This window comes from Neorhizobium sp. T25_13 (assembly GCF_002968675.1).
GTDB classification, from domain to species: domain Bacteria; phylum Pseudomonadota; class Alphaproteobacteria; order Rhizobiales; family Rhizobiaceae; genus Neorhizobium; species Neorhizobium tomejilense.
The window spans coordinates 190,316-214,211 of record NZ_PVBI01000004.1 but is presented as its reverse complement, the minus strand read 5'-3'; the positions used below and the strand labels follow the sequence as shown (position 1 = coordinate 214,211).

The window sequence follows — 23,896 nt, the reverse complement described above, 5'->3', positions numbered from 1 at the left end:
ATGCTGATCCAGTTATCGATCCGCGATATCGTTCTGATCGAGCGGCTGGATCTTGCCTTCGAGACCGGCCTTTCGGTGCTGACCGGCGAAACCGGCGCCGGCAAATCGATCCTCCTCGACAGTCTTTCGCTGGCGCTCGGCGGTCGCGGTGACGGCGATCTGGTGCGCCATGGCGAGGACAAGGGCCAGGTGACGGCCGTCTTCGACGTGTCCGGCAGCCACGGCGCCCGAAAACTTCTGCGCGACAACGGCATCGACGACGACGGCGACCTGATCTTCCGCCGCATCCAGTCGGCCGACGGGCGCACCCGTGCTTCCATCAACGACCAGCCGGTCAGCGTGCAGCTGATGCGCCAGGCCGGCCAGCTTCTGGTCGAGATCCACGGACAGCACGACGACCGGGCGCTGATCGATACCGACGCCCACCGCACGCTGCTCGACGCCTTTACGGGCCTCGGCGACGAGGTACTGCAGCTTTCCGGCCTCTATCGCTCGTGGAAGGACGCGGAGCGGGCCTTCAAGACCCATCGCGCCAAGGTCGAGGCCGCGGCCCGCGAAGCCGACTATATCCGCGCCTCTGTGGAAGAGCTCGAAGGGCTCTCGCCGCGCGACGGCGAAGAGGACGAGCTCGCCGAGCAGCGCTCGCGAATGCAGAAGTCCGAACGCATCGCCGGCGACATCTCCGAGGCCTCCGAATTCCTCAATGGCAATGCGTCGCCCGTGCCGCTGATCGCCTCGCTGGTGCGGCGCCTGGAGCGCAAGAGCCACGAGGCGCCGGGCCTGCTCGAAGAGACTGTCGAGCTTCTCGACCAGGCGCTCAACTACCTTTCCAATGCCCAGATGGAAGTCGAGGCGGCGCTGAGGCGCACGGAATTCGATCCGCGCGAACTGGAGCGGGTCGAGGAGCGGCTGTTTGCACTCCGGGCCGCGGGCCGCAAATATTCGATCCCGGTCGCCGACCTGCCGGCGCTTGCCGAAAAGATGATATCGGACCTTGCCGATCTCGATGCCGGCGAGGAGAAGCTCGCCGAGCTGGAAAAGCTGACCGCCGCTGCCAAGGCCGCCTACGATCAGGCCGCCGCCATCCTGTCAGAGAAGCGCCGGCACGGCGCCGAAGCGCTGGCCGAAGCCGTGATGGCCGAGCTGCCGGCGCTGAAGCTCGAGCGGGCCCGTTTCATGGTCGATGTGGCGAGCGATCCGGAAGCGGCGAGCGCCGAAGGCATCGATACGGTCGAGTTCCACGTCCAGACCAATCCCGGCACGCGCCCCGGCCCGATCATGAAGGTCGCTTCGGGCGGCGAGCTGTCGCGTTTTCTCCTGGCGCTCAAGGTGGCGCTCGCCGATCGCGGCTCGGCTCCGACGCTGGTCTTCGACGAAATCGATACCGGTGTCGGCGGTGCCGTCGCGGATGCGATCGGCCAGCGGCTGAAACGGCTGTCGGACAAGGTGCAGGTGCTGTCCGTCACCCACGCGCCGCAGGTGGCCGCGCGGGCCGCGACCCATCTCCTGATCTCCAAGGGACCGGCCGGCGAGGGCACCGACAAGATCGCCACCCGCGTCGCCACCATGGAGCCGGAACACCGCACGGAAGAGATCGCCCGCATGCTCGCCGGCGCATCGGTGACCGACGAGGCGAGGGCGGCGGCCAAGCGGCTTTTGGCGGGCAACGGCTGACCGGAATGTAATCCCGTTGGCGTAGCGACTTCCCGCTGCCTTCCAATGAAAAAGCGCATCCGCGGTTTTAAGCTGCCTTCGAGATATCCGGAATATCGATATGGACGTCGGCATAGGGAAAAATAACGCCGCCTTCGGCCCTATCGAGCAGCCCGATCTTTATCAGCGCTGCGATATCGGCGTGAACGGGGCGAAAGTCGCGTTTTACGAGCCGGGACACTTCCCGCATCGTCATGCCGCCCTTGTCTTTCATGGCCGCCAAAATGGCAACCCGGTTGGGGGTCAGGGCTGTGTGCAGGGCTTCCCATGTCGGAAAGCTGTAGATCGGCTCTCCGAGATGTCGGCCGGCTTCGAAGTCGGCGATGATGTCATCTTGCGATGCAATATTGATTCTAAGAGTTTTCATCGGCCTCCATCCTTTCGACTTTTGCGAAGAAATCCCGCAACAAAGTCGATACGTTTTGAAATGAATACGGTGCCTCGACGGCACCGATATGCCTGTGATCTCCCTTTCCAGCCTCGTTGTCGTATCGCATGACGCAAACGTCATCGACCACATAGGCCAGCCGATATTTGTAATTGTGTGCGCTGCCTTTGAGCGGTGCCGGCACTTCGAAAACAGAGAGATCCACGAATGATCGTAGCGTGCGTTCCTGCCGTCTTTTCAACAGGAGTTTTGCGTTTGCCATGATGACCTCAATAGCATCAACTGGTGATGACTTCAATAGCATCACCAGTCTCCAACGTTTCTTGGCGCCTTGCGTTGGGTGATCCTCTTCCCCTTGGGGAAATTTGCGCTACAAAACGACTCCTCGCTACCCGAGGAGTAGACCCGCATGCCCGCCGAACAGACGCCCGTCGAAAACCTGACCGAAGAACAGGCTGCAGCCGAACTGGCCCACCTGGCGGCGGAGATTGCCCGCAATGACGAGCTTTATCACGGCCATGACGCGCCGCAGATTTCGGATGCGGATTACGACGCGCTGAAACGGCGCAACGATGCGATCGAGAAGCGGTTCCCGCAGCTAATCCGCGCCGACAGCCCGTCGATCCGGGTCGGCGCGGCACCCTTGCCGACGTTTGCGGCGATCACCCATTCGCGGCCGATGCTGTCGCTCGACAACACCTTCTCGGACGACGACGTGCGCGACTTCGTCTCTTCCGTCTACCGTTTCCTCGGCCAGCTGCCGGACGGCTCGATCGCGTTTACCGCCGAGCCGAAGATCGACGGGCTTTCCATGTCGATCCGCTACGAGAACGGCCGGCTGGTGAATGCCGCCACTCGCGGCGACGGTACGACCGGCGAGAACGTCACCGAGAACATCAAAACCATCAAGGAAATCCCCAATCGCCTGCCCGCAGGCGCGCCCGACGTCGTCGAGGTGCGCGGCGAGGTCTATATGACGAAAAGCGACTTCCTGGCGCTCAACGAGAAGATGGCGGCGGAAGGCAGGCAGACCTATGTCAACCCGCGCAACACGGCGGCTGGGTCGCTGCGCCAGCTCGACGCCAAGGTGACCGCCAGCCGCAACCTGAAATTCTTCGCTTATGCCTGGGGCGAGATGTCGGAAATGCCGGCCGATACCCAGATGGGCATGGTCGAAAAATTCAGGGAATGGGGTTTTCCGGTCAACCCGTTGATGAAACGCCTGCACGCGGTCGAGGACATCATCGCCCATTACAAGGATATCGGCCTCAAGCGCCCGGATCTCGACTACGAGATCGATGGCGTCGTCTACAAGGTCGACAGGCTCGATCTGCAGGCCCGGCTCGGCTTTCGCTCGCGGTCTCCGCGTTGGGCGACGGCGCATAAATTCCCGGCGGAGCAGGCTTTTACCCATGTGGAGCGGATCGACATCCAGGTCGGCCGCACCGGGGCGCTGACGCCGGTGGCGCGACTGACGCCGGTCACCGTCGGCGGCGTGGTCGTCACCAATGCGACGCTCCACAACGAGGACTATATCAAAGGGCTCGGCAATTCAGGCGAACCGATCCGCGAGCCGGATCACGATATCCGTGTCGGCGACACCGTCATCGTCCAGCGGGCGGGGGATGTCATCCCGCAAGTGCTCGACGTGGTGATGGAGAAACGTCCTCAGGAAGCGGTGCCTTACGAATTCCCGAAGCGCTGCCCGGTCTGCGACAGCCATGCGGTGCGTGAGCGCAACGAAAAGACCGGCAAGCTCGATTCGGTCACCCGCTGCACCGGCGGTTTCGTCTGCCGGGCGCAGGCGACCGAGCACCTCAAACATTTCGTGTCACGCAATGCCTTCGATATCGAAGGCCTCGGATCGAAGCAGATCGATTTCTTCTTCGAAGCCGAAGACGACGCGCTGAAGATCCGCACCGCGCCGGATATCTTTACGCTGAAGCGGCGGCAGGAGGGATCGACGCTTACCAAGCTCGAAAATATCGAGGGCTTCGGCAAGGTCAGCGTCAAGAAGCTGTTCGACGCGATCGACGAGCGGCGCGAGATAGCGCTGCACCGCTTCATCTACGCGCTCGGCATCCGCCATGTGGGCGAGACCACCGCCAAGCTGCTTGCGCGCGCCTACGGCACCTATGAGGCGTTTGCGAAGGCCATGGACGATGCGGCCGAGCTTTCCGGCGACGCCTGGGACGATCTCAACAATATCGAGGGCATCGGCGAGGTGATGGCGCGTGCGATCGTCGAGTTCTTCAAGGAGCCGCGCAATGTCGAGGTCATCACCCGGCTTCGCGAAGAGGTGACGCCGCAAGCCGCCGAACAGCCGGTCGCCTCGAACAGCCCGATCGCCGGCAAGACGGTCGTCTTCACCGGCTCGCTCGAGAAATTCACCCGCGACGAGGCCAAGGCGAGGGCGGAAAGCCTCGGCGCCAAAGTGGCCGGGTCGGTCTCCAAGAAGACCGACTATGTGGTCGCAGGCCCGGGCGCCGGCTCCAAGCTCGACAAGGCGAGGGAGCTCGGCGTCCAGGTGATGGACGAGGACGAATGGCTGGCCTTTATTGCTTGAAGGCCTTCACACTCTGAGCCGCGCCATCGAATAGGCATCGACATATTCGCCGTTGCGGAAGGCGAATTGTTTGAGACGGCCTTCGATTTCGAAGCCGAATTTCTGGTAGAGCGCGATGGCTGCCTCGTTGTCGGTGTAGACGGTCAGTTCGACGCGCTTCAGGTCCAGCCATCGGTCGGCGATGGCGAGGATTTCGCCGATCAGGGCGCGGCCGATCCCGCGGCCGATATAGGCGTCGTGGACGCCCATGCCGATACTTCCGGCGTGGGCTCGGCGATTTGCATAGTGGGTCATGCCGACATCGCCGACGATCCTGTCCTTTAGGACCGCAACCAGGGAGATGAAATTGGCGGACTGGTTCTCGATGCCCTTGCGGATTTCCTCCGGGCTGTGGTGCGGCGTTCTGAGGGTGCCCCGGCGGTAACCGGGCATATTGTGCAAGGCGGTAATGGCCGGCGCGTCCGCCGCCGTGCGTGCGCGGATCGACAGGCCTTCGGGCCATCGTGCGTCGGGGTCCAGCGGTGGTGGGATATCGAACTCTGTCATGCTTGCTCTCCTTGGTCTTCGCCGAGGCAGAGCGGAAACACCGAACCCTGCCATTGGCAGGGTTGGTGGACGGATGACCGGCTAACGCGCCAAGACCGCCACGCACCCTGCGGGGTGAATGGTCACGGTAAGATGCATGTGGGCGGCGAAACGGGTCATGACGCGCAAGCTCTCAGACAAGCGCTGAAGCGTCAAGGTGAAATGTAGCTTTGCCGAGCAGGACTTACTCCTGTCTGTGCCGAGGCGGCGAGGGCGAAGGGTTGGCTGAGAGATCGCTTCGACGAGGTGAGACGCCGGCTAGACTTTGGCATCAAAGCCAAGTTTTAATTATGAGGTAAATCAATCACATGTTGAGGATAGTCAATGGGGACATTAATCGCATTGTTCTGTGAGAACAAAGGACGGTTCTTTCCATGTGCCGGGAAGCCGCAGCTTACCGCCGATGGCATGAGGCGCATCCTCGCGACGAGATATAGATATTGCATCGGTGATAACTTCTTTTACCTTCCGGCGGCGCATCCTGATTTGGAGGAATCTGATCGCCTCTGCTGGGTACGGGACAGGGAGTACTATAGTTTGCAAAGCCTTGACGCGGCTTATGCCACGGGCGAATTGACGTTCGGTGATGTTCGTATAGGCAACACATATGTCCAACGAAGAGTGGAGCAAGGCGGGAAGTTTGTAGAGGTTAGGAACTTCGTGGGAGAGAGCTTATATACAGCGCTCCGGGAAAATCCGGAGTGCTTGCCAGATGTTTCAAAAAGCGAATTCGAAGCCCTCTGCGCCGAGCTCTTCGTTCGAAGAGGTTTCGAAGTGGATTTGTTTCGGAAGAGCAAGGACGGCGGCATTGATTTCCTTGCGGTCAGAGGTGACCTTGGAGATCCTGTCATCTTTGCAGTTCAGTGCAAACACCCTGATCGACCGATTGGGAAAAGGCCAAAGTCGCTTGGTCGACCGATTCTCCAACAGATATACGGCGCAGCGAAGGCTTGGGATTTGGACGGCGCCGTCGCAATTTCCAGTACGGTATATTCTGCTGAGGCGAAGTCTTTCGCCAGCTATAAGCCCAGGGAAATGACGCTGCATGACGGGCAAGACATTCTGGAGTGGATCAAGCATTATCGTTGGAATGACGATGAGTAGTGAACGACCGACCGTCACGGCTGATCCCACTGCAGGCGGTTTGGGACGCGGGAATCAATGGTTTCTATGGCTGGTGCTACCCTAGATCACACTGTTAGGAATTAAGAACATGTTGTATCGAACGCTTTTCGTCGCCGCCATTGCCTTATATTCGGCCCCTCCCGCTTCCGCCGAAGTGGTCGGCGAGGTCGGCGTCGACTGGATCGGCAACGACATTATCGTCGAGGCGGTCGCCGATCCGCAGGTGAAGGGCGTTACCTGCCACGTGACCTATTTCGAGCGCGGCATCATCGATCGGCTGAAGAACGGCAACTGGTTCGAGGATCCGTCCAACAACTCGATTGCCTGCCGCCAGACAGGCCCGATCGAGATCGGCAACATCGATCTTTCCAAGGATGGCGACGAGGTGTTTCGCGAAGGCATGTCGCTGATCTGGAAGTCGCTGGTCGTCAACCGCATTTACGATAAGGCCAACGACACGCTGATCTATCTCGTTCACACGCGCGAACTCACCGACGGTTCCGCCAAGATGGCGATCTCGACCATTCCGCTCTACAACCAGAACGTCAGCTGGAAGAACGGCAAGCCAAAACCGTAATCCGGTCAGCCAAGGGCGACCACCGCCGCCCGGCCGGCATTGCGGCCGGAAAACAGGCATCCGCCGAGAAATGTGCCTTCGAGCGCCCGGTAGCCGTGCATGCCGCCACCGCCGAAACCGGCGGCCTCGCCGACGGCATAGAGCCCCGGGATCGCTTCTCCGTTCTCGCCGAGCACGCGGGCCGAGAGGTCCGTCTCGATCCCCCCAAGTGTCTTGCGCGTCAGGATATTCAGTCTCACCGCGATCAGCGGCCCGTGCGCCGGATCGAGAATACGGTGGGGTTTTGCGGTCCGCACCAGCTTCTCGCCAAGCGAGCGGCGGGCGTTGTGGATGCCCATGATCTGCGCATCCTTGGCAAAAGGATTGGCCACCTGGCCATCGCGGGCCGATATCTCGCGCTCGATTTGTGCGATGTCCAGAAGATTGCTGCCGACAAGCCGGTTCATGCCGGCCACCAGCTCGCCAAGGTTCTCGGCGATCACGAAATCCTCGCCATGTTCCTTGAAGGCCTCCACCGGCCCGGTCGCCTTCCTGCCGATCGCGCGTTTGGCCGTCAGCTTCCAGTCGCGACCGGTGAGGTCCGGGTTCTGTTCGGAGCCGGAGAGCGCGAATTCCTTGCGGATGATGCTCTGGTTTAGCACGAACCAGCTATAGTCGTAACCGGTCGCCATCAGGTGCTGCAGCGTGCCGAGCGTATCGTAGCCGGGATAGAAAGGGGCAGGCAGGCGCTTGCCCGTCGCGTCGAACCATAAAGAGGAAGGGCCAGGCAGGATCCGGATGCCATGGTTTTGCCAGATCGGGTTCCAGTTCCGCAGGCCCTCGGTATAGTGCCACATGCGGTCGCGGTTGATCACCTGCCCGCCGGCCGCCCGGGTAATGCCGATCATCCGCCCGTCCACATGTTTCGGCACGCCCGAGACCATGAGGGCCGGCGGTCTGCCCAGCCGTTCCGGCCACATTTGCCGTACGAGGTCCTGGTTGCCGCCGATGCCGCCCGAAGCGACGATGACGATCGGCGCATTGAGCTCGAAGTCACCGGCCGGCGTCCTGGAGGTTTCCTCGCCACGCAGCGCCGAGCTTGCCGCAAGGACCGTGCCTGCAACCCCTGTCACGGCACTGCCGGTCCTGACCAGATTGTCGACGCGGTGCCGCCAGAGAAAGCGAATCCTGCCGTTTTCCTCCGCCTCGCGCGCCCGTCGCTCGAACGGTTCGACGACACCGGGGCCTGTGCCCCAGGTGGTGTGGAACCGAGGCACGGAATTGCCGTGCGAGGTCGCCGAGCCGCCGCCGCGTTCCGCCCAGCCGACGACCGGAAAGATGCGATGGCCCATCTGCCTGAGCCAGGAGCGTTTTTCGCCGGCGGCGAAGGCCACATAGGCTTGCGCCCAGAGGCGCGGCCAGTGGTCTTCCTCGCGGTCAAAACCTGCGGTGCCGAGCCAGTCCTGCCAGGCGAGATCGAGCGAATCGCGGATGCCCATCCGCCGCTGCTCGGGAGAATCGACGAGAAACAGCCCGCCGAGCGACCAGAAGGCCTGGCCGCCAAGGTTCTGTTCCGGTTCCTGATCGAGGATGACGACGGAGCGGCCGGCATCTGCAAGTTCGGTCGCGGCGACGAGGCCCGAAAGGCCCGCACCCACCACGATGGCGTCAACTCTGTCGCTCAAGCGCGCTCCTCCCAAAGCGTGAAAATGCAAACCATGCTGCATCCTTTGGACGAATACAGTCATGCGGTGTGGTGGGAGTCAATTCAGGCGCGACACGAGAAAAAAACAGGCCCGCAAAGCGAGCCTGTTCTCAGTCCTCAAATGGGTGATCAACGAACGTAGACGATCTTGCCACCGTTGGCGGCCGTTTCGATACCCGCCACGTTCTGCAACTGGACGTTCTTCTCTTCGAGAGCTGCCATCAGGTTGGAATCCGTTTGGATCTGCTCCTGGGCAGCCTCAGCTGCCTGCGGGTTGGGTGTCATCAGCGTTGGCGGGATCTTGTCGTTCGATGATTCGCTATCCGTTGCCTCGGTAATGTAGACCACCGTCACGTCCGACGGGGAGGGGGCCGGCGCGGTCGGGGCGAGGTCCTGGGCGTAAACGCCCCCGATTGAGGAAGCGGATATAAGAGTTGCGAGAGCAATAACCTTCTTCATAACATGTTCCTTTCTCGGTTCTTAGGCGCCAAACACGTGTGTTTTCGACACCAAGATATAGACGGAACCGGAAAAGTCCGGAGATTGTTCCGGACTTTTCCGAGGTCATCCCCATGCACGACGGTTTAAGCTTCCAGCACATGCGCAGAGGCGGTCGCGGGTGGCGAGAAACGGGGGCCGGGGGAAAGAAACCGGCCCCGTTTCATCAGCGGCAAATCAGCGGACGTAGACGATCCGGCTGCCGTCGGCGGCGGTGTCGATCGCCACGACGTTGTTGAGTTCGACGTTCTGGCTCAGCAGATCGGCGCGCAGCGCGCGGTCGGTCTTCACTTCGTTCTGGGCCTTCTGGATGGTGGCCTGATCCGGGTGGATGACGCTATCCGGAACGTCCAGCCGCTTTGCGCTGTCGTCGAGTTCAGGGTTGGTAAAAACGATGGCGACGTCGCCCGCGGGTTTTGCCGTCATGCCCATATCGCGGGCATAGGCGGTTCCCACCGTGGCGGCGGACATCAGGACTGCGAGAGCAAAAGCCTTGTTCATGGTCGTTCTCCTATCTTGGGTAAACCAGCCGAGAGGCGTTTGAAGCGTCGGTTGGGCGTTTAGCGACGGGAGAACGTGGACCCGGTTCCCCGGTTCCGTTTAAAATTGTTACAAATATGCAATGATTACAATAAGTTAATCTCCCGTCACATCTGCGTGTAACGGGAGATCCGGACATAGTTTCGGACGTTTTTGCGCCGCAGATTACGCGGCTTCGCGCGCGAGCTCGTCGGCGATGACGGTGTCGAGGTTCAGGAAGCAGACCATGGTCTTTTCGAGCGCTACGATGCCGCGGCAGAAGGCGCGCTGGGCTTCCGGGATGATTTCCGGGGCCGGCTGCAGGTCTTCCCCACGGATGGTCATCATGTCGGATACCTGTTCGACCAGCAGGCCGACCAGCTTGCCGGCAATGTCCGTGACGATGATCGCGGAGCGTTCCGACGGTTCGGTCATCTTCATGCCGAGGCGGCAGGCCATGTCGATGACCGGGATCACCGCGCCGCGCAGGTTGATGAGGCCGAGTACGTAAGGCGGGGTGTGCGGCATCGGGGTGACCGGCGCCCAGCCGCGGATTTCGCGGATCGCCATGATATCGATGCAGAATTCCTGGTCTCCGAGATGAAAGGAAACGATTTCGAGGTAGGCGCCGGACTGCTTGATGGCATTACTCATGTCAGAACTCTTCCCATTTGTCTGAGGATCCCACGGCCTTCGGCTTGGCGGAGGTGGGGCTGTTGCTGAAGGCTCCCGCGAGCTTGTTCATCAAGTTCAGTGCGGGCGATGGTTTGGGTGGCGTGGAAGCGCTCGCAGCCTCGACGGCGCGAGGGCCATTGCCTCCACGGATCTGGAAATGGCCGATCAGCTTGTTCAGGTTTTCGGCATCGCTGGCCAGCGAATGGCTGGCAGCAGTGCTCTGCTCCACCATTGCGGCATTCTGTTGCGTTGATTGGTCCATCTGGCCGATCGCCATGTTGATCTCGGTTAGTCCGGTTGATTGTTCGCGCGCAGAAGTGAAAATCGCGTGAACGTGATCGTTGATTTTCAGCACGTCGTCGCCGATCCGGCTCAGGGCGTCGCCCGTCGCCTTCACCAGGTCTACGCCGGTCTTGACCTCGTGGTTGGAACGGGTGACCAGTGCCTTGATGTCCTTGGCCGCACCAGCAGCGCGTCCGGCGAGCTCGCGCACTTCCTGGGCGACGACCGCAAAACCCTTGCCGGCCTCGCCTGCGCGGGCCGCCTCGACCCCGGCGTTGAGGGCCAGCAGGTTGGTCTGGAAGGCGATTTCGTCGATGACGTTGATGATCTTGCCGATTTCGGCGGTCGCGTCCTCGATCCGCCCCATGGCGGCCGTTGCATCGCGAACCACGCCGGACGACTTCTCGGTGTAGTCCTTGGCATCGCTCACCATCTGCGTCGCTTCCTCGGCGCGGCTGGTGGCGTTGCGTACGGTCGCCGTGATTTCTTCGAGGGCTGCGGATGTTTCTTCGAGCGAGGCGGCCTGCTTCTCGGTCCGCTTCGCCAGGTCGTCGGCAGCGGAGCGCATCTGGTTGGCATTGGCGCCGATGGAGCTGGAGCTGTTGGCGACCTCGGTCATGATGTGGCGCAGGCGCTCGACGACCCGGTTGAAGTCGGTGCGCAGGCGCTCGAGATCTCCGCGGAAGGGACGCTCGAGGGCGGCTGCGAGGTCGCCTCCGGAGAGACGGTTGAGCGCGCTCGCAAGCGAATCGACGGCAAACTGGAGCGCCTGGGCTTCGGCCTTCTGTTCCGATTCGCTCGCCTGCCGTTGGGTTTCGTTGCGGCGGCGTTCGTCGTCCAGGCTGTTTTCCAGGGTCTGACGCTCGACGGCTGCAAGCCGGAAGATATCGGTGGCGCGCGCCATCTCGCCGATTTCGTCGCCGCGGTCGATGCCGGGCACGGCGGTCTTGTAGTCGCCACCGATGATCCGCTGCATGCTGGCGCGAACCCCGTCGATGCCGCGCCGGATTGCGCCGCCATGAACGCTCTGCAGGATCGCCATGACGACCAGTGCGATCAGGCCGCAGCCGAGCTGCACATAGAGCGAAGTCGAGGAAAGCGTGTTCGCCTCCTGGACGCGATTGCTGACAAGCTTTTCGCCTGCGACGGCTGCTGCCTCGAGAGCTGTGCCAAGCCGTTCGCCAGCGCCGTCGATGACGTCGTCGATCTTATCATAGGCGTCGTCGGGCGCGCCGGTTTCGACCATTTTCCTGAGATCGATCTGGATTGCGCTGGAAACGGCCGCGAGATCCGTTTCAAAACCTGCGACGAGGCCCGGATTGCCCATGGCAGTCGCGAGTTTCTTCAGATCGCCCGAAGAGCTTTTCAACTTGTCGATAGAGTCTGCCATCGCCTTCAGCCGGGCGGGCTCGACGCGTTTGTCGTCGCGGTCGACGATCGTGTCCATCGCTGCCAGGACGAGCTCCAGGTTGGCGATGCGCATGCCGTTGACCGTATCCACATGCTCCTGGATCTCGGTGGCGCGCTGCAGCGCTTCGTCGACCTGGCGGCCCTCGTACCAGCCGACAAACAACATGGCGCCGATACCGGCAAAGGCGGATCCTGCCAGCGTCCATAGCCGGTGATTGACCGATAGCGTCTTGCGAATGGGTTCTGCCGTCATGCTGTTGAAATTCCTCCCGGCACCGGACAAGGTCCGGCAGGCTTTCGGATAGAGATGGAAACAGGGAGCGAGCCGATATCGGCGACGTCATGTCTTTGGGGGTCCTCACGATATCGCGGCCCTCGGTGCGATGCGTGTCGCATCTCACTCCCATTTGCCGCAACGATTCGTGAACCACCTTCGCCTTTATAAAATCTCAGACAGGTATTAATCTTACGCTAAGCTTGTTTGGAGGTTGTGCCCGCCTTCCAAGGAGCCGGAAAAGGTTGTAGATTGAACAGCATGGATAGCACTGTCGACAGTTACCGCCTGCCGCTGATTACCGCCCTGAGCCTGCTCTTGCTCGGGCTCGGCGGCATCGCCTTTTACGGCTGGCTCCGGTTCGGCTCATCCATCCTGCTGACGCTCGATGAAGCCGGTCTTTCCTGGTGTTTTTGACCACTGCCTTGTCGTTGAGACAAATCAGCGCGATTTCTTTCGAAAACGACTTCTTGAATTGCGCGGCCGCCGGCTCGGGTCTATCGCTCCGTCAACCGGGCCTGAGCTGAAGAGATACCGATGAAGAGCTTCCGAATTGTTCTGTGGGTCGCCGTCGTTGCGTTGGCGGGCGTGCTGGTGGCACTGACGCTGACATTGACGCGTTCGAAACAGCAGCTTGCCGAGGGTCCGTTCGGCGTGCCGTTCCAGCTCGTCGCCCAGAATGGCCAGCCAATCACCGAAAAGGCCTTCCAAGACAAGCCGACGGCGCTGTTTTTCGGCTTCACCCATTGCCCGGAAGTCTGCCCCACGACGCTTTTCGAGCTCAACGGCTGGCTGCGCAAGGTCGATCCGGACGGCACCAAGCTCAACGGATATTTCGTCAGCATCGATCCGGAGCGCGACAGTCCTGAACTGCTCGGCCAGTACGTTTCCAATGTCACCGACCGGGTGAAGGGCATTTCCGGCCCGCCGGCCAAGGTCCAGGAGATGGCCAAGGGGTTCAAGGTCTATTTCAAGAAGGTGCCGGTCGACGAAAAGGATCCGAACGGCGACTACACCATGGATCACACGGCGTCGGTATTCCTGCTCGACGATGGCGGCCGCTTCGCCGGCACCATTGCCTACGGCGAAAACCCGGAGGTCGCGATCAAGAAGCTCGAAAATCTGATCAAGGGCTGATACGTTTGACGTTGAAGCGGACACAGCTTCTGTGGCAATCCTCTCCGCCACCGATCAATAGCTGAGAGACCGTTTCCTTGAGCGAAATCCGCCTTTACGTCACGTCCACCGAAAAAGGTGCGGCCGAGATCCTCGATATCCTGTCGGAGGTTTTCGGCGAAGAGGATTTCGCCATCGCCACCACCGAAGTCGATGAGAAGAAGGATATCTGGGAAGCCTCCGTCTACATGATGGCGGATGACGAGGAGATGGTGCGCGAGCGTGTCGCCGAGGGTCTCGCCCGGGCCTTTCCCGCTCTGGAAATCCAGAGGGAAGTCATTCCGGACATCGACTGGATCGCCAAGTCGCTGGAGGGGCTGAAGCCGGTGAGGGCCGGGCGGTTCATCGTCCATGGCTCGCATGACCGCGACAAGGTCAAGGTCAACGACATCGCCATCGAGATCGATGCGGGCCAGGCCTTCGGCACCGGCCATCACGGCACCACCGCCGGCTGCCTCGAAGTGATCGAGGATGTGATGCGCGCGAGACCCGTCCGCAACGCGCTCGATCTCGGAACCGGAAGCGGCGTGCTGGCGCTCGCCGTGCGCAAGCTGCGCAATATCCCGGTTCTGGCGACCGATATCGACCCGGTCGCAGTGCGGGTGGCCCGTGAAAACGTCCGCCGCAACGGCATCGCCACCGGCATCCGCCTGGAGACGGCGCCGGGATTTCATTCGCCTGCGTTCGATCGGGAGGGACCGTTCGACCTGATCATCGCCAACATTCTCGCGCGGCCGCTGATGAAGATGGCGCCGCAGTTGGCGGCACATCTGGCGCCGGGCGGTTCGGTGATCCTGTCCGGCATCCTGGCCGGACAGCGCTGGAAGGTGCTGGCCGCCTATAGCGGCGTCCATCTCGCCCATGTCCGCACCATCTGGCGCAATGGCTGGGTGACGATCCATCTGCGCAGCCGGTGATCTGTTTCGCAATGCAGCATTGAGTTATTTGCATGGCTTCTGGTGCAGACAGCAAAAAGGCGACACCAGTGGTGCCGCCTTGCGATCAGTTCTGAGACTGATCAACCCGCGAGCGTGAGGGAGGATCTGCTCGAGCGGGCCTCGTATCCTGAAAGCCGGGGCGGGTGAGGGAGGAGAGCCCGCGCCGGCCGTATGATCGGGATACGTAGCTTAGAATACGTAGCTTTGGGCGCCCTTGCGGCGCAGTTCTTCGCGGCTGGTGCCGAGGCCCTTCAGCGTTTCCTCGTCGAGGTTCAGCAGGGCGCCGTTGACGTAACGGGCAACCTGACGCTCGCGAGCTTCGACCACGCGGTTGAAGGCATTGCGGAAGAAAGAGTTGGCCATGGAAGCGATCCTTTTGACACGGGCCTTGTTCGGCGCCCGTTCGATGAAGTGAATATAGCGATTGCTGCACCGCACAGTGAGAGGGCTTCTCTCATTGGTGGTATGCGTTTGTTGCATAGGACGGCCAAATCCGCGCCAGACCTGTTGAGCAGATGCACAATCGCCGCTCATCCGGCCCGTCTGGCAATGTCCGTCGAAGATCGGCTAACATGGTCCGACCTCTCGGAATCAGGCAGCCCGGAAAACAACCTCATGTTCCAGTCCTTCGAAGTGAAGTCCGCCCCGCAGTTCGGCCGCGATCGCGTCAGCGCGCTCAGGGCGAAATTCGCCGATCTCGGCATTGACGGTTTTCTCGTCCCCCGTGCCGACGAATATCAGGGCGAGTACGTGCCGGCCTCGGCCGAGCGCCTGTCCTGGCTCACCGGCTTCACCGGATCGGCCGGCATGGCGCTCGTGACTCAACGGGAGGCTATCGTTTTCGTCGACGGACGTTACGTCACCCAGCTTGCCGAACAGGTGGATGGCTCGGTCTTTACCGCCGGCGATCTCGTCAACGAACCGCCGCATGTCTGGCTGCCGCGCCACGGCGCGAAAGGTTTCCGACTCGGCATCGATCCGTGGCTGCATGCGGGGGCGGAAGTCCGCCGGCTGGAAAAGGCGCTTGCCGAGATCGGCGGTTCGCTGGTGCTGCTCGACGGCAATCCGCTCGACGCGATCTGGACCGATCGGCCAGCCGAGCCGCTCGGCGCCGTCTCGATCCAGAAACAGGAGCATGCCGGTACGCTGGCGGGCGAGAAGATTGCCTCGATTGCGAGCCAGGTAAAGGAGAAGGGGGCTGCCGCGGTGGTCGTCGCCGATCCGACTTCGGTTGCCTGGATATTCAACATCCGCGGTGACGACGTGCCGCACACGCCCTATCCGTTGTCGCGCGCCATCATTCCGGCGGAGGGCAAGGCCGAGATTTTTCTCGACCAGATGAAGACCGCTATCGAGCAGGCTGCCTATCTGGCCCAGATCGCCGTCCAGCGTCCGCCTTCGGAATTCCTCGCGCGGCTTGCGGCCTTCTCGGCGGATGGCGCGAAGATCCTTATCGACCCAGAGCTGACGCCGCTGGCGCTCACCAAGGCTATTACGGCCGCCGGCGGCGAGGTGGTCGAGGCTTCCGATCCGGCAAAACTGCCGCGCGCCTGCAAGAACCGCGAGGAGCTCGACGGCTCGGCCAAGGCGCATCTGCAGGATGGCGCGGCGATGGTCGAATATCTCTGCTGGCTCGACGCCCAGGCGCCCGGCACGATCACCGAAATCGACGCGGTCAAGGCGCTGGAGGCGACCCGTGCCCGCGTCGGACAGAACATACAGAACCCGCTGAAGGACATTTCCTTCGAGACGATCTCCGGCGCCGGCGAGCACGGTGCGGTCATCCACTATAGGGTAACGACCGAGACGAACCGCAAGCTCGAGGCGGGCGAGCTTTTCCTGATCGATTCGGGGGCGCAATATGTCAACGGCACGACCGACATCACCCGCACGGTCGCGGTCGGTTCTGTTCCGGAAGAGCACAAGCGTTTCTTCACCCTGGTGCTGAAGGGCATGATCGGCATCAGCACGGCGCGTTTCCCCAAGGGCACGCGCGGCTGCGATCTCGATCCGCTCGCCCGCATCGCGCTCTGGAAGGCCGGCGGCGATTATGCGCATGGCACCGGCCACGGCGTCGGCTCATACCTCTCCGTCCATGAAGGGCCGCAGCGGATCTCGCGGCTGGCGACCCAGGAACTGCTGCCCGGCATGATCCTGTCCAACGAGCCCGGTTATTACCGTCCCGGCTCCTTCGGCATCCGCATCGAAAACCTGATTTATGTGACCGGAGCGGAAGAGATCGACGGCGGCGACCAGCCGATGCTTGCCTTCGAGACGCTGACTTGGTGCCCGATCGACCGCCGCCTCGTGCTGCCCGACCTGATGACCGCCGAGGAGCTCGCCTGGCTGAACGGCTACCACGCGGCCGTGCGCGAAAAGCTGCTGCCGCTGATCGAGGACGACGCGGTCAAGACCTGGCTGGTGAAGGCGACGGAGCCGCTTTCCTGAAGCCGGCGCCTTTAATCAGAAACCCAGGAGGTGGCGGCAGATCATCGCTGCCGCCCAGCCGGCGCCGAGCAGCAGGAGGCCCGGATACCGGACCCCAACCACGAGTGCCGCCAGCATGGCGATCTTGACGTCCCAGCCGCCGTTGAAGAAGGCGGGGGCGACGAGCGTGGTCAGGACCGCTGCCGGCACGGCGTTGAGAGCCTGCTCCATGCGCGGCGGGATCGTCTTCATCCGGGTGATCAGCACATAACCGCCGATACGGGTGAGGAATGTCGCGGCCGCTGCGGCCAATATCAGCAGAGCCATATCCACGGAGATCAGGTCGGTCATGTCAGCTCTCCATCTCGGTGGCGGCGTCCGCCGGCACGGAATCAGTGGACAGCGGCAGGAAAGCGGCAACGACCACGCCGACCGCGGCACCGATGCTGACATGCCAGGGCGAGCCTACGAAATGATAGCCGAGCACGGAGCCGAGCGCGCTCGCCACCACCACCGGATAGAAGCCCGGCTTGCTGCGAAAGCCGATGACCAGCCCGAGGAAATAGACCGGCAGCAGCACGTCGATCGCAAGCGCACGCGGATCGCCCATCATCCGCCCGAAAAACGCGCCGACGACGCTGAAAAACAGCCAGGGGAAATAGATCGCGGCGCCGAAGCCGATATACCACGGGAAACTGACGCCCCGGCCGCTTTCGCCGCGTTTCACGGCCTCCGCGAATTGCGGGTCGGTCAGCACGAAGAAGGTGAAGAATTTCTGGACCGGCGTGAAATGGGTAATGTATCGGGTCAGCGCCGCCGAATAGAGGATATGGCGGAAATTCACGGCGAAGACGGAGAGCACGATCAGCCACGGCGCCACCTGGTGGCCGAAAAGTTCGATGCCGACGAGCTGGCTGGCGCCGGCATAGACGGTCGCGCTCATCAGGCCCGCTTCCATGACCGAGAGGCCGTTGTCGCTTGCCACGGCGCCGAACAGCATTGCGAAGGGCGCCGCGGACAGGGCAATGATAAGGCCGCCCTTCAGACCCTGGTTGAATTCGCTGCGATTCATCGAAGAAATCCTTTTCGCATCGGCTTTAGAGCCCTGCGGGACCTCGCGCAATTCAATTGGGCTGATGGAACGATCGATTCCGCTGAACTATCAGGCCCGGCTGGTCCCGGTGCCGGCGATCAGTCGGCGAGGATCTCCTTGCTCGAAACGATGCCGACGCCTTTTGCTTTCATCTCGGCGATGGCGCTCTTTACGCCTTCCGGATCGATGCCACGGCTGGCGTCCTCGATGAAACGCACCTTTACGCCCGGCAGCATTTCCACGGCGTCGAGAGCGGAAAATTTCACGCAATAATCGGTCGCAAGCCCGCAGAGATCGAGTTCGGTCACCTGCTGGGCTCTCAGGTAGCCGGCAAGGCCGGTCGTTGCGGCCTGGTCGTTGTCGCGGAATGCGGAGTAGCTGTCGACGGCAGGGTTCTCGCCTTTCTGCTGGATATAGTCGATGGCCTCGACGTTAAGGTCCGGGTGGAACTCCGCATCCGGCGTGCCCTGCACGCAATGATCCGGCCACATGACCTGCGGCTGGCCGGACAGCTCGCCCATATCGAACGGCTTCTTGCCCGGATGCCGGGAGGCAAAACTGCCGTGGTTTTCGGGGTGCCAGTCCTGCGAGGCGACGATGACATCATAACCGCCGCCTTCGATCAGCTGGTTTGCGATCGGCACGATCTCGTCGCCGTGCGCCACGGGCAGGTTGCCGCCCGGGCAAAAACCGTTCTGGATGTCGATCAGGAGCAGCGCTTTCATCGGTTGTCCTCCGAATCCTGGATTATCGGAGGATGCCAAGGGCGGGCGGCAGGATCAAGGCCGATATGTTTTGCAGTGCAGCAGTCAACGGAGTTCTGTCGATCTCCATCCATCCAGGATCAAGAATCATCCGGCTGTTTTTGTGGGGGCGGAAAACTCCCCCGAGAGGCCCATCATGGTGCGGCGGAACTCAGTCTCTACAACGCTGTCGAGCATTCACAGCGAGCTCAGGATTGGACTGTTCTCGAGCTCGCGGCGACCGTCCATAAGGACTTGATCTACTGTTTTTACCCCAAGATTTCGCCTGCTGCAGAGACCTGTCCGACCACTCTGAAAGGCTTCGGTATACACCTCGGGTGCGGGCGGTCATGGACGTCGTCAAGGCGCCGCTGTCGGAATATGTGTCCGAGGGCCGGCGGCGCGCCGAGAGAGAAATGGTATAAAAATTCTGACAAGCCTTGAAAGACTTGGATTTTGTGGCTAAACAGCAACGGTCGTTGGCTTGACTGGCCTCAATCGGGCGCGGGGCGGACACCCTGTTGCCGCAATTCGGTTAAACTTCCGACGGCATGCGCTTTTATGTGCACCACCGAAACCAAATCGGGGCGGCGTAAAGACATTGGTTACCATAATCGTTCATCCTCACATGCAGTCGATAGGCGGCAGTGAGCAAAATCTTCGTTTGCTCAGCGCTCGCCAGGGTTGTGTTGGTGGTCTCGTGGAAGCGATGCCCGCCGGTGTGAGTAACGGTTCGGGTAACGAGTGATGGCGCGTTCGGTCCAGACGTCGGTAAATGGCAGGCAGGCAGGCAAAGTTCCGCAATGCCGCAAAAAATCCCGCTCTCTCCTGGTCAATGTCATGGTCGGTTTCGGCCTGACGGTCGCCGCCCTGATGGGTGCGTCGATGGTTACCATGGCGACCGCGGTGAAGTCGGCTTCCGATGTGAAGTTCGAGACGGCGTTGGCAAAACCGATCGCTCTTGCCGTCCCCGCTGCCACAACGCGTGAACGCGAGATCGACGTTTCGAAATTCTCCCGCCTTCCGGGCAGTGCGCCGGCCGATCCAAAGGGCAATCGCCTGGCTGGCGCCGATGTGGCCGCCCTCGAAGCCCGCAAGCCGGATCTTTCGAATGTCAGCCGGGTGCTGACCGTGGCGATGGCTAAAGCCGCCCGGCATCAGGAACACGAACAGCGGTTTGCCGCGCTCGAAAAAGCCCGTCCGGACGCCAATGCCATCCGCGCGGTGCTCGGCCCTGCGATGGAAAGCCTCGTGGTCGTGGCGCCCCGCTCGGCGAGCGGCGCCTTGCCGGATATGATTCAGGATGCCGAGACGGTCACCACCGTTGCCGGGCTCAAGGACATGAAGCCGGTCGAGATGGCGGCGCTCGAAGAAACTGCCCTGGAAGAAGACGGTGCCGACGAGAGCGAGGTCGCGGCGGTCGAGGCGACCGTTCCCGCAGTGCCTTCCTATGATCTGCCGAAGGCCGGTCCGCTGCCGGTGATCCGTCCGGGTTCCGCCGCCGACAAACCCGCCAAGCCGGCAGCCCTTGCGGCCATCGCCGCTGTCGCGCCGCAAAAGCCCGCCAAGACGGATGACGGCGACGACAAGCCGACCGCGCTGGCCTTTGCCAAGCCCGACAATCCGATGCGCGAGGCGCCGACCCGCCCGTCGCAATCGGCGCCGGCCTGGCCCGGCATCGGCACGAAAGTGGCCGTCTACGATATTTCCGGCGGCATGGTCTATATGCCGAACGGCTCCAAGCTCGAGGCGCATTCCGGCATCGGCAAAATGCGCGACAACCCGAAATACACCCATGTGACGATGCGTGGCCCGACGCCGCCCGGCACATATAAGCTGTCGATGCGCGAAAAGCTGTTCCACGGCGTCGCCGCGATCCGCCTGACGCCGGTCGATGGCAAGGCACCGCAGGGCCGCACCGGCCTGCTTGCCCACAGCTTCCTGCTCCGGGTGCGCGGCGATTCGCACGGCTGCGTCGCCTTCGCCGATTACGACAAGTTCCTGAAGGCTTTCCAGCGCGGCGACATCACCCATATGGTGATCGTGCCCAAATGGGACGGCAAGCGCCCCGGACGGGGCACCGATGGCGGATTCATGGCCAAGCTGTTCGGCAACAGTGACGCGTGATCGCGACTGGATGACGGTGACGCCGCATGAAGGCGTCACCCGTTCAAGATCTCAGCCGAGAATATCCCGCGCCACGCGCATGAAGATCTTCGTGCCGACCGGGATCAGGTCATCAGGAAAATCGTAGTTCGGATTGTGCAGGTTCGGCATGTCTTCGCCGGCGCCGAGGAAGAACATTGCCGATTTCGACACCGTCGCGAATCGTCCGAAATCCTCCGAACCGCGCATCGCTTCACCGACATCATGGGGAACGCCTTCGGCATCCATCGCCGCCCGCAGCATCTCTGCGGCTTCGGCATGGTTTTCGCAATGGCCGAAGATGTCGTGATAATCCATCTCGCATCGGAGATTGCCAGCTGCTGCGATCTCTCGGACCAGGCCCTCGGCCCTGGTCGTCAGCGCTTCCATCTGGCTGTCGGTCATCGTGCGCAGCGTCACCCAGACTTCGGCATGGCCGGGGGCGATGCCGAATGCGGGTTCGCCGACCGAGGCATGCGTCACCGTTGCCAGCACCATGTCGCCGGTTGCGATCGAGCCCTGGCTCAGGGCGGTCAGCGCCGGCATCAGCGTTGCGACCGCAGGTACCGGCGAGATGCCCGTCTCCGGCATGGAGGCATGCGCCGTGCGCCCGGTCAGCGAGATCCGCAGGCCGCGCGAGGCGCAGTTGACGATCCCGTCCTTCAGCCAGGCATGGCCGAGCGGCAGGCCTGGCATGTTGTGCAGCGAAAAACTGTAATCCGGTACCAGTTCCTTGAATTTCTCGTCGGCGACGACCGCCGCGGCGCCGGCGCCGGTCTCTTCGGCCGGCTGGAACATCAGGATGACGCGGCCGCGCTTCGGCCTTTCGCGGCCGAACTGCCGCCCAAGCGCCGCGAGCATGGTCATATGGCCGTCATGCCCGCACATATGGCCCCTGCCGGGGATTTTCGAGCGATGATCGGGCGAGCCGACTTCCTCGATCGGCAGCGCATCCAGCTCGGCGCGGAACAGGACGGTCGGGCCGGGAAGCCCGCTGTCATAGACGACCGCGACGCCGGTGCCCCCAAGCCCTGTAACAACCCGGTCGGGCACCGTATCGGCGAGGAACCCTTGCACCTCCGCGGCCGTCGCGATCTCCTCGCTGGAAATCTCCGGCATGGAATGCAGCTTGCGCCGCCAGGCGGTGAGTTCGATGACATCCTGATTGGTGAGAAACATGGGGCTGCTCCCTGAGGGCCGGGTCTGGTTTTCGAGGTAACCGGGGCAGGGGTTCTCCGCAAGGAAAACCTCTGCCCCTTGGCGTGTCACCAGTCGATGCCGATCTTGCCGAAATGGCCGCCGCTCATCTCATAGCGAAACGCGTCGGCGAGTTTTTCGAGCGGAAAGATCCTGTCGATTACCGGCCGGACCAGCCCCGTATCGAGCGCCCGGACGAAATCCTGCTGCTGCCGGCGGCTGCCGACCAGAATGCCCGACAGAACCGCCTGCTTGCCCATCAGCGCCGCGGTCGGCACTTCGCCGCGCGCGCCGGTCAGCACGCCGATCATGGCGATATGGCCACCCATCTTCACCGCCTGGATGGACTGGCCGAGCGTCGCCGGGCCGCCGACTTCCACCACGTGATCGACGCCGCGGCCGTCGGTCCAGTCGAAGACCTGCTTGCCCCAGTCGGTGTGGTCCTTGTAATTCACCGTAAACTCGGCACCGAGCTTTCTCGCCCGCTCCAGCTTGTCGTTGGAGGAGGAGGTGATCGCCACCCGCGCGCCCATGGCTCTCGCGATCTGCAGCGCGTAGATGGAGACGCCGCCCGTGCCGAGCGCCAGCACCGTCTCGCCGGCCTTCAGTCGCCCGAGCTCGACCAGCGCTCGCCAGGCGGTCAGGCCGGCCGTGGTGATCGTTGCCGCCTCCACATGGCTGAACCCTGTTGGAGCGAGCGTGAATGCGGCAGCGGGCCGTACCGCGTATTCCGTTGCGAACCCGTCGATCCCGTCGCCCGGCGTGCGCGAAAAACCGCCCGGCAGCGGCGGACCATCCTGCCAGTCCGGAAAGAAGCAGGAGACCACATGGTCGCCCGGCTTGAACTCGATCACCCCTTCGCCGACCTCCTCGACCACGCCGGCACCGTCCGCCATCAGCACCCGCCCATCGGTCGGCGTCCTGCCGCTTGCGACGCTCAGGTCATGGAAATTGATCGAGCTCGCATGCAGCGCCACCCGGATCTCGCCCCGGCCCGGCTTGCCGGGATCCGGCAGATCGACGAGCTTCAGGGCATCGAGCCCGCCAGGGGCCGTGACGATGGCTTTCATGAGTTCCTCCCTTAAAAATTCCAAAGCTCCGGTGCTTGAGGTAGCGGGAGACAGGGAGGCTGACAAGGTTGACTGTCCGCCGGACAATGGGAAGAAGCGTATCGGTCGCTCGGTTTCTCGCAGGCGGCCGTCCAATCGTAAGCCCGGCGCGGATGCGGTGGGGCGAGGGAGGGTGACGTTGCGGGAATATGTGGCTGCTCTGGTAGCCAAGCAGACCTAGGAGATTTCAGTCCGATTTTGTAGTTTTAGCCAGTCTATCCTGGCTAAAACGTCGTCTGTAATCTCGGAAGCGGTGCGTCCGTCGGTATTTATGTAAAGAATATCCTTACCCGTTTCGGTCGCCATGCGGTTCATCTGCCGGAGAGAACGTTCGAGTTGATCCTCCATGCTTCCTTCAGTTTCTCGCCGAGCCAATCTGCTGGCAATGTTCTCTTCCGTTGCCATCAGGCGAACGACAGTGAACCTGGCGCCGGGTATCGCCGACGTGATCCACCTTCTGTCGAAATCCAGGTGCATCATGACGCCCGACAGGATCAGGCGCTTGCTCCCCAGCTCCTTGTAAGTTGACCATATCGCCTTGAGGATGAGGGCGCTGACATCGATCGTGCCGGGAGAGAGCCGCTCCAGGTCCTGGCGCGAAGGGCGCGGGAATATCCGGTCCAGTTCGTCGCTTTCGATCGCCGCATGCGCAATACCGGCCTCGGCGAGGCGAGCGGAGATCTCCCAGGAAAGAGTAGACTTGCCGACGCCCGCAGGCCCGGTCAGCAGCAGGATTTCGATCTGGTCGTCAGGCCCTGCAGCAACGTCCAAG

General features: G+C 62.2%; 24 protein-coding genes. 9 read left to right on the top strand and 15 right to left on the bottom strand.

Annotated features, from left to right (window positions below; genetic code table 11):
• On the top strand, positions 1-1,674 hold the full coding sequence (gene recN, locus C5J22_RS11225; protein ID WP_105438292.1) for a DNA repair protein RecN: 1,674 nt from the start codon (positions 1-3) through the stop codon (positions 1,672-1,674).
• Between the two features lie 67 nt (positions 1,675-1,741).
• Here recN and C5J22_RS11220 read toward each other — a convergent pair whose 3' ends face one another.
• Together C5J22_RS11220 and C5J22_RS11215 are read right to left on the bottom strand one after the other, a co-directional pair.
• A complete protein-coding gene (locus C5J22_RS11220) occupies positions 1,742-2,080 on the bottom strand; it encodes a hypothetical protein (protein ID WP_105438291.1) in 339 nt (112 codons plus the stop codon).
• Positions 2,067-2,405, bottom strand: a complete 339-nt coding sequence (locus C5J22_RS11215) for a DUF6516 family protein (protein ID WP_245440347.1) — start codon at positions 2,403-2,405, stop codon at positions 2,067-2,069. The genes C5J22_RS11220 and C5J22_RS11215 overlap by 14 nt, the downstream gene beginning before the upstream one ends.
• A gap of 105 nt (positions 2,406-2,510) precedes the next feature.
• Here C5J22_RS11215 and ligA point away from each other — a divergent pair, with 105 nt between their 5' ends.
• Positions 2,511-4,667, top strand: coding sequence for an NAD-dependent DNA ligase LigA (ligA, locus tag C5J22_RS11210; protein WP_105438290.1), 2,157 nt, complete (start codon positions 2,511-2,513; stop codon positions 4,665-4,667).
• Between the two features lie 6 nt (positions 4,668-4,673).
• Here the strand turns inward: ligA and C5J22_RS11205 are convergent, their stop codons facing one another.
• Positions 4,674-5,213 (bottom strand): GNAT family N-acetyltransferase, encoded by a 540-nt coding sequence (locus tag C5J22_RS11205; protein WP_105438289.1) that lies wholly within the window; start codon positions 5,211-5,213, stop codon positions 4,674-4,676.
• Between the two features lie 363 nt (positions 5,214-5,576).
• Between C5J22_RS11205 and C5J22_RS11200 the strand changes: the two genes are divergently transcribed.
• Both C5J22_RS11200 and C5J22_RS11195 read left to right on the top strand, forming a co-directional pair.
• Entirely contained in the window at positions 5,577-6,356 is a 780-nt protein-coding gene (locus C5J22_RS11200) for a restriction endonuclease (RefSeq protein ID WP_105438288.1), read from the top strand.
• A gap of 109 nt (positions 6,357-6,465) precedes the next feature.
• Positions 6,466-6,954, top strand: coding sequence for a CreA family protein (locus tag C5J22_RS11195; RefSeq protein WP_105438287.1), 489 nt, complete (start codon positions 6,466-6,468; stop codon positions 6,952-6,954).
• 5 nt (positions 6,955-6,959) lie between these two features.
• Here C5J22_RS11195 and C5J22_RS11190 read toward each other — a convergent pair whose 3' ends face one another.
• From C5J22_RS11190 to C5J22_RS11170, 5 genes are all read right to left on the bottom strand, one after another.
• Positions 6,960-8,618: an FAD-binding dehydrogenase gene (locus tag C5J22_RS11190; protein WP_105438286.1), complete on the bottom strand. Its 1,659-nt coding sequence runs from the start codon at positions 8,616-8,618 to the stop codon at positions 6,960-6,962.
• Between the two features lie 149 nt (positions 8,619-8,767).
• The gene (locus tag C5J22_RS11185; RefSeq protein ID WP_105400790.1) at positions 8,768-9,097 is read right to left on the bottom strand and encodes a hypothetical protein; all 330 of its coding nucleotides are present in this window, start codon (positions 9,095-9,097) and stop codon (positions 8,768-8,770) included.
• Between the two features lie 216 nt (positions 9,098-9,313).
• Positions 9,314-9,637 (bottom strand): hypothetical protein, encoded by a 324-nt coding sequence (locus tag C5J22_RS11180; protein ID WP_105400791.1) that lies wholly within the window; start codon positions 9,635-9,637, stop codon positions 9,314-9,316.
• Between the two features lie 204 nt (positions 9,638-9,841).
• Positions 9,842-10,309, bottom strand: a complete 468-nt coding sequence (locus tag C5J22_RS11175) for a chemotaxis protein CheW (RefSeq protein WP_046607492.1) — start codon at positions 10,307-10,309, stop codon at positions 9,842-9,844.
• A 1-nt stretch (position 10,310) separates the two neighbouring features.
• Entirely contained in the window at positions 10,311-12,275 is a 1,965-nt protein-coding gene (locus tag C5J22_RS11170) for a methyl-accepting chemotaxis protein (protein ID WP_105438285.1), read from the bottom strand.
• A 282-nt stretch (positions 12,276-12,557) separates the two neighbouring features.
• Between C5J22_RS11170 and C5J22_RS31135 the strand changes: the two genes are divergently transcribed.
• From C5J22_RS31135 to C5J22_RS11160, 3 genes are all read left to right on the top strand, one after another.
• A complete protein-coding gene (locus tag C5J22_RS31135; protein WP_172746595.1) occupies positions 12,558-12,713 on the top strand; it encodes a hypothetical protein in 156 nt (51 codons plus the stop codon).
• Between the two features lie 120 nt (positions 12,714-12,833).
• Entirely contained in the window at positions 12,834-13,433 is a 600-nt protein-coding gene (locus C5J22_RS11165; RefSeq protein WP_105438284.1) for an SCO family protein, read from the top strand.
• Between the two features lie 77 nt (positions 13,434-13,510).
• Entirely contained in the window at positions 13,511-14,389 is an 879-nt protein-coding gene (locus C5J22_RS11160; protein WP_105438283.1) for a 50S ribosomal protein L11 methyltransferase, read from the top strand.
• Between the two features lie 210 nt (positions 14,390-14,599).
• Here C5J22_RS11160 and C5J22_RS11155 read toward each other — a convergent pair whose 3' ends face one another.
• A complete protein-coding gene (locus tag C5J22_RS11155) occupies positions 14,600-14,773 on the bottom strand; it encodes a hypothetical protein (protein ID WP_172746594.1) in 174 nt (57 codons plus the stop codon).
• Positions 14,774-15,025: 252 nt separating this feature from the next.
• Between C5J22_RS11155 and C5J22_RS11150 the strand changes: the two genes are divergently transcribed.
• Positions 15,026-16,858 (top strand): aminopeptidase P family protein, encoded by a 1,833-nt coding sequence (locus tag C5J22_RS11150; RefSeq protein ID WP_105438281.1) that lies wholly within the window; start codon positions 15,026-15,028, stop codon positions 16,856-16,858.
• A gap of 15 nt (positions 16,859-16,873) precedes the next feature.
• Here C5J22_RS11150 and C5J22_RS11145 read toward each other — a convergent pair whose 3' ends face one another.
• The 3 genes from C5J22_RS11145 to pncA all read right to left on the bottom strand — a co-directional run bounded on the left by C5J22_RS11145 (position 16,874) and on the right by pncA (position 18,655).
• The gene (locus tag C5J22_RS11145) at positions 16,874-17,188 is read right to left on the bottom strand and encodes an AzlD family protein (RefSeq protein ID WP_105400796.1); all 315 of its coding nucleotides are present in this window, start codon (positions 17,186-17,188) and stop codon (positions 16,874-16,876) included.
• 1 nt (position 17,189) lies between these two features.
• On the bottom strand, positions 17,190-17,909 hold the full coding sequence (locus C5J22_RS11140; RefSeq protein ID WP_105438280.1) for an AzlC family ABC transporter permease: 720 nt from the start codon (positions 17,907-17,909) through the stop codon (positions 17,190-17,192).
• A gap of 119 nt (positions 17,910-18,028) precedes the next feature.
• Positions 18,029-18,655: a bifunctional nicotinamidase/pyrazinamidase gene (pncA, locus tag C5J22_RS11135; protein ID WP_105438279.1), complete on the bottom strand. Its 627-nt coding sequence runs from the start codon at positions 18,653-18,655 to the stop codon at positions 18,029-18,031.
• A gap of 765 nt (positions 18,656-19,420) precedes the next feature.
• Here pncA and C5J22_RS11130 point away from each other — a divergent pair.
• Entirely contained in the window at positions 19,421-20,800 is a 1,380-nt protein-coding gene (locus tag C5J22_RS11130) for a DUF2778 domain-containing protein (RefSeq protein ID WP_245440346.1), read from the top strand.
• Positions 20,801-20,851: 51 nt separating this feature from the next.
• On the opposite strand, the gene C5J22_RS11125 is transcribed toward C5J22_RS11130, so the two are convergent.
• The 3 genes from C5J22_RS11125 to C5J22_RS11115 all read right to left on the bottom strand — a co-directional run bounded on the left by C5J22_RS11125 (position 20,852) and on the right by C5J22_RS11115 (position 23,895).
• Positions 20,852-21,997 carry an amidohydrolase gene (locus C5J22_RS11125; RefSeq protein WP_105438278.1) on the bottom strand — a complete coding sequence of 382 codons (1,146 nt, stop codon included), beginning with the start codon at positions 21,995-21,997 and terminating at the stop codon, positions 20,852-20,854.
• 86 nt (positions 21,998-22,083) lie between these two features.
• Positions 22,084-23,085 carry an NAD(P)-dependent alcohol dehydrogenase gene (locus C5J22_RS11120; protein WP_105438277.1) on the bottom strand — a complete coding sequence of 334 codons (1,002 nt, stop codon included), beginning with the start codon at positions 23,083-23,085 and terminating at the stop codon, positions 22,084-22,086.
• 216 nt (positions 23,086-23,301) lie between these two features.
• Positions 23,302-23,895, bottom strand: coding sequence for an AAA family ATPase (locus C5J22_RS11115; RefSeq protein ID WP_172746593.1), 594 nt, complete (start codon positions 23,893-23,895; stop codon positions 23,302-23,304).
• Position 23,896: the final 1 nt, after the last annotated feature.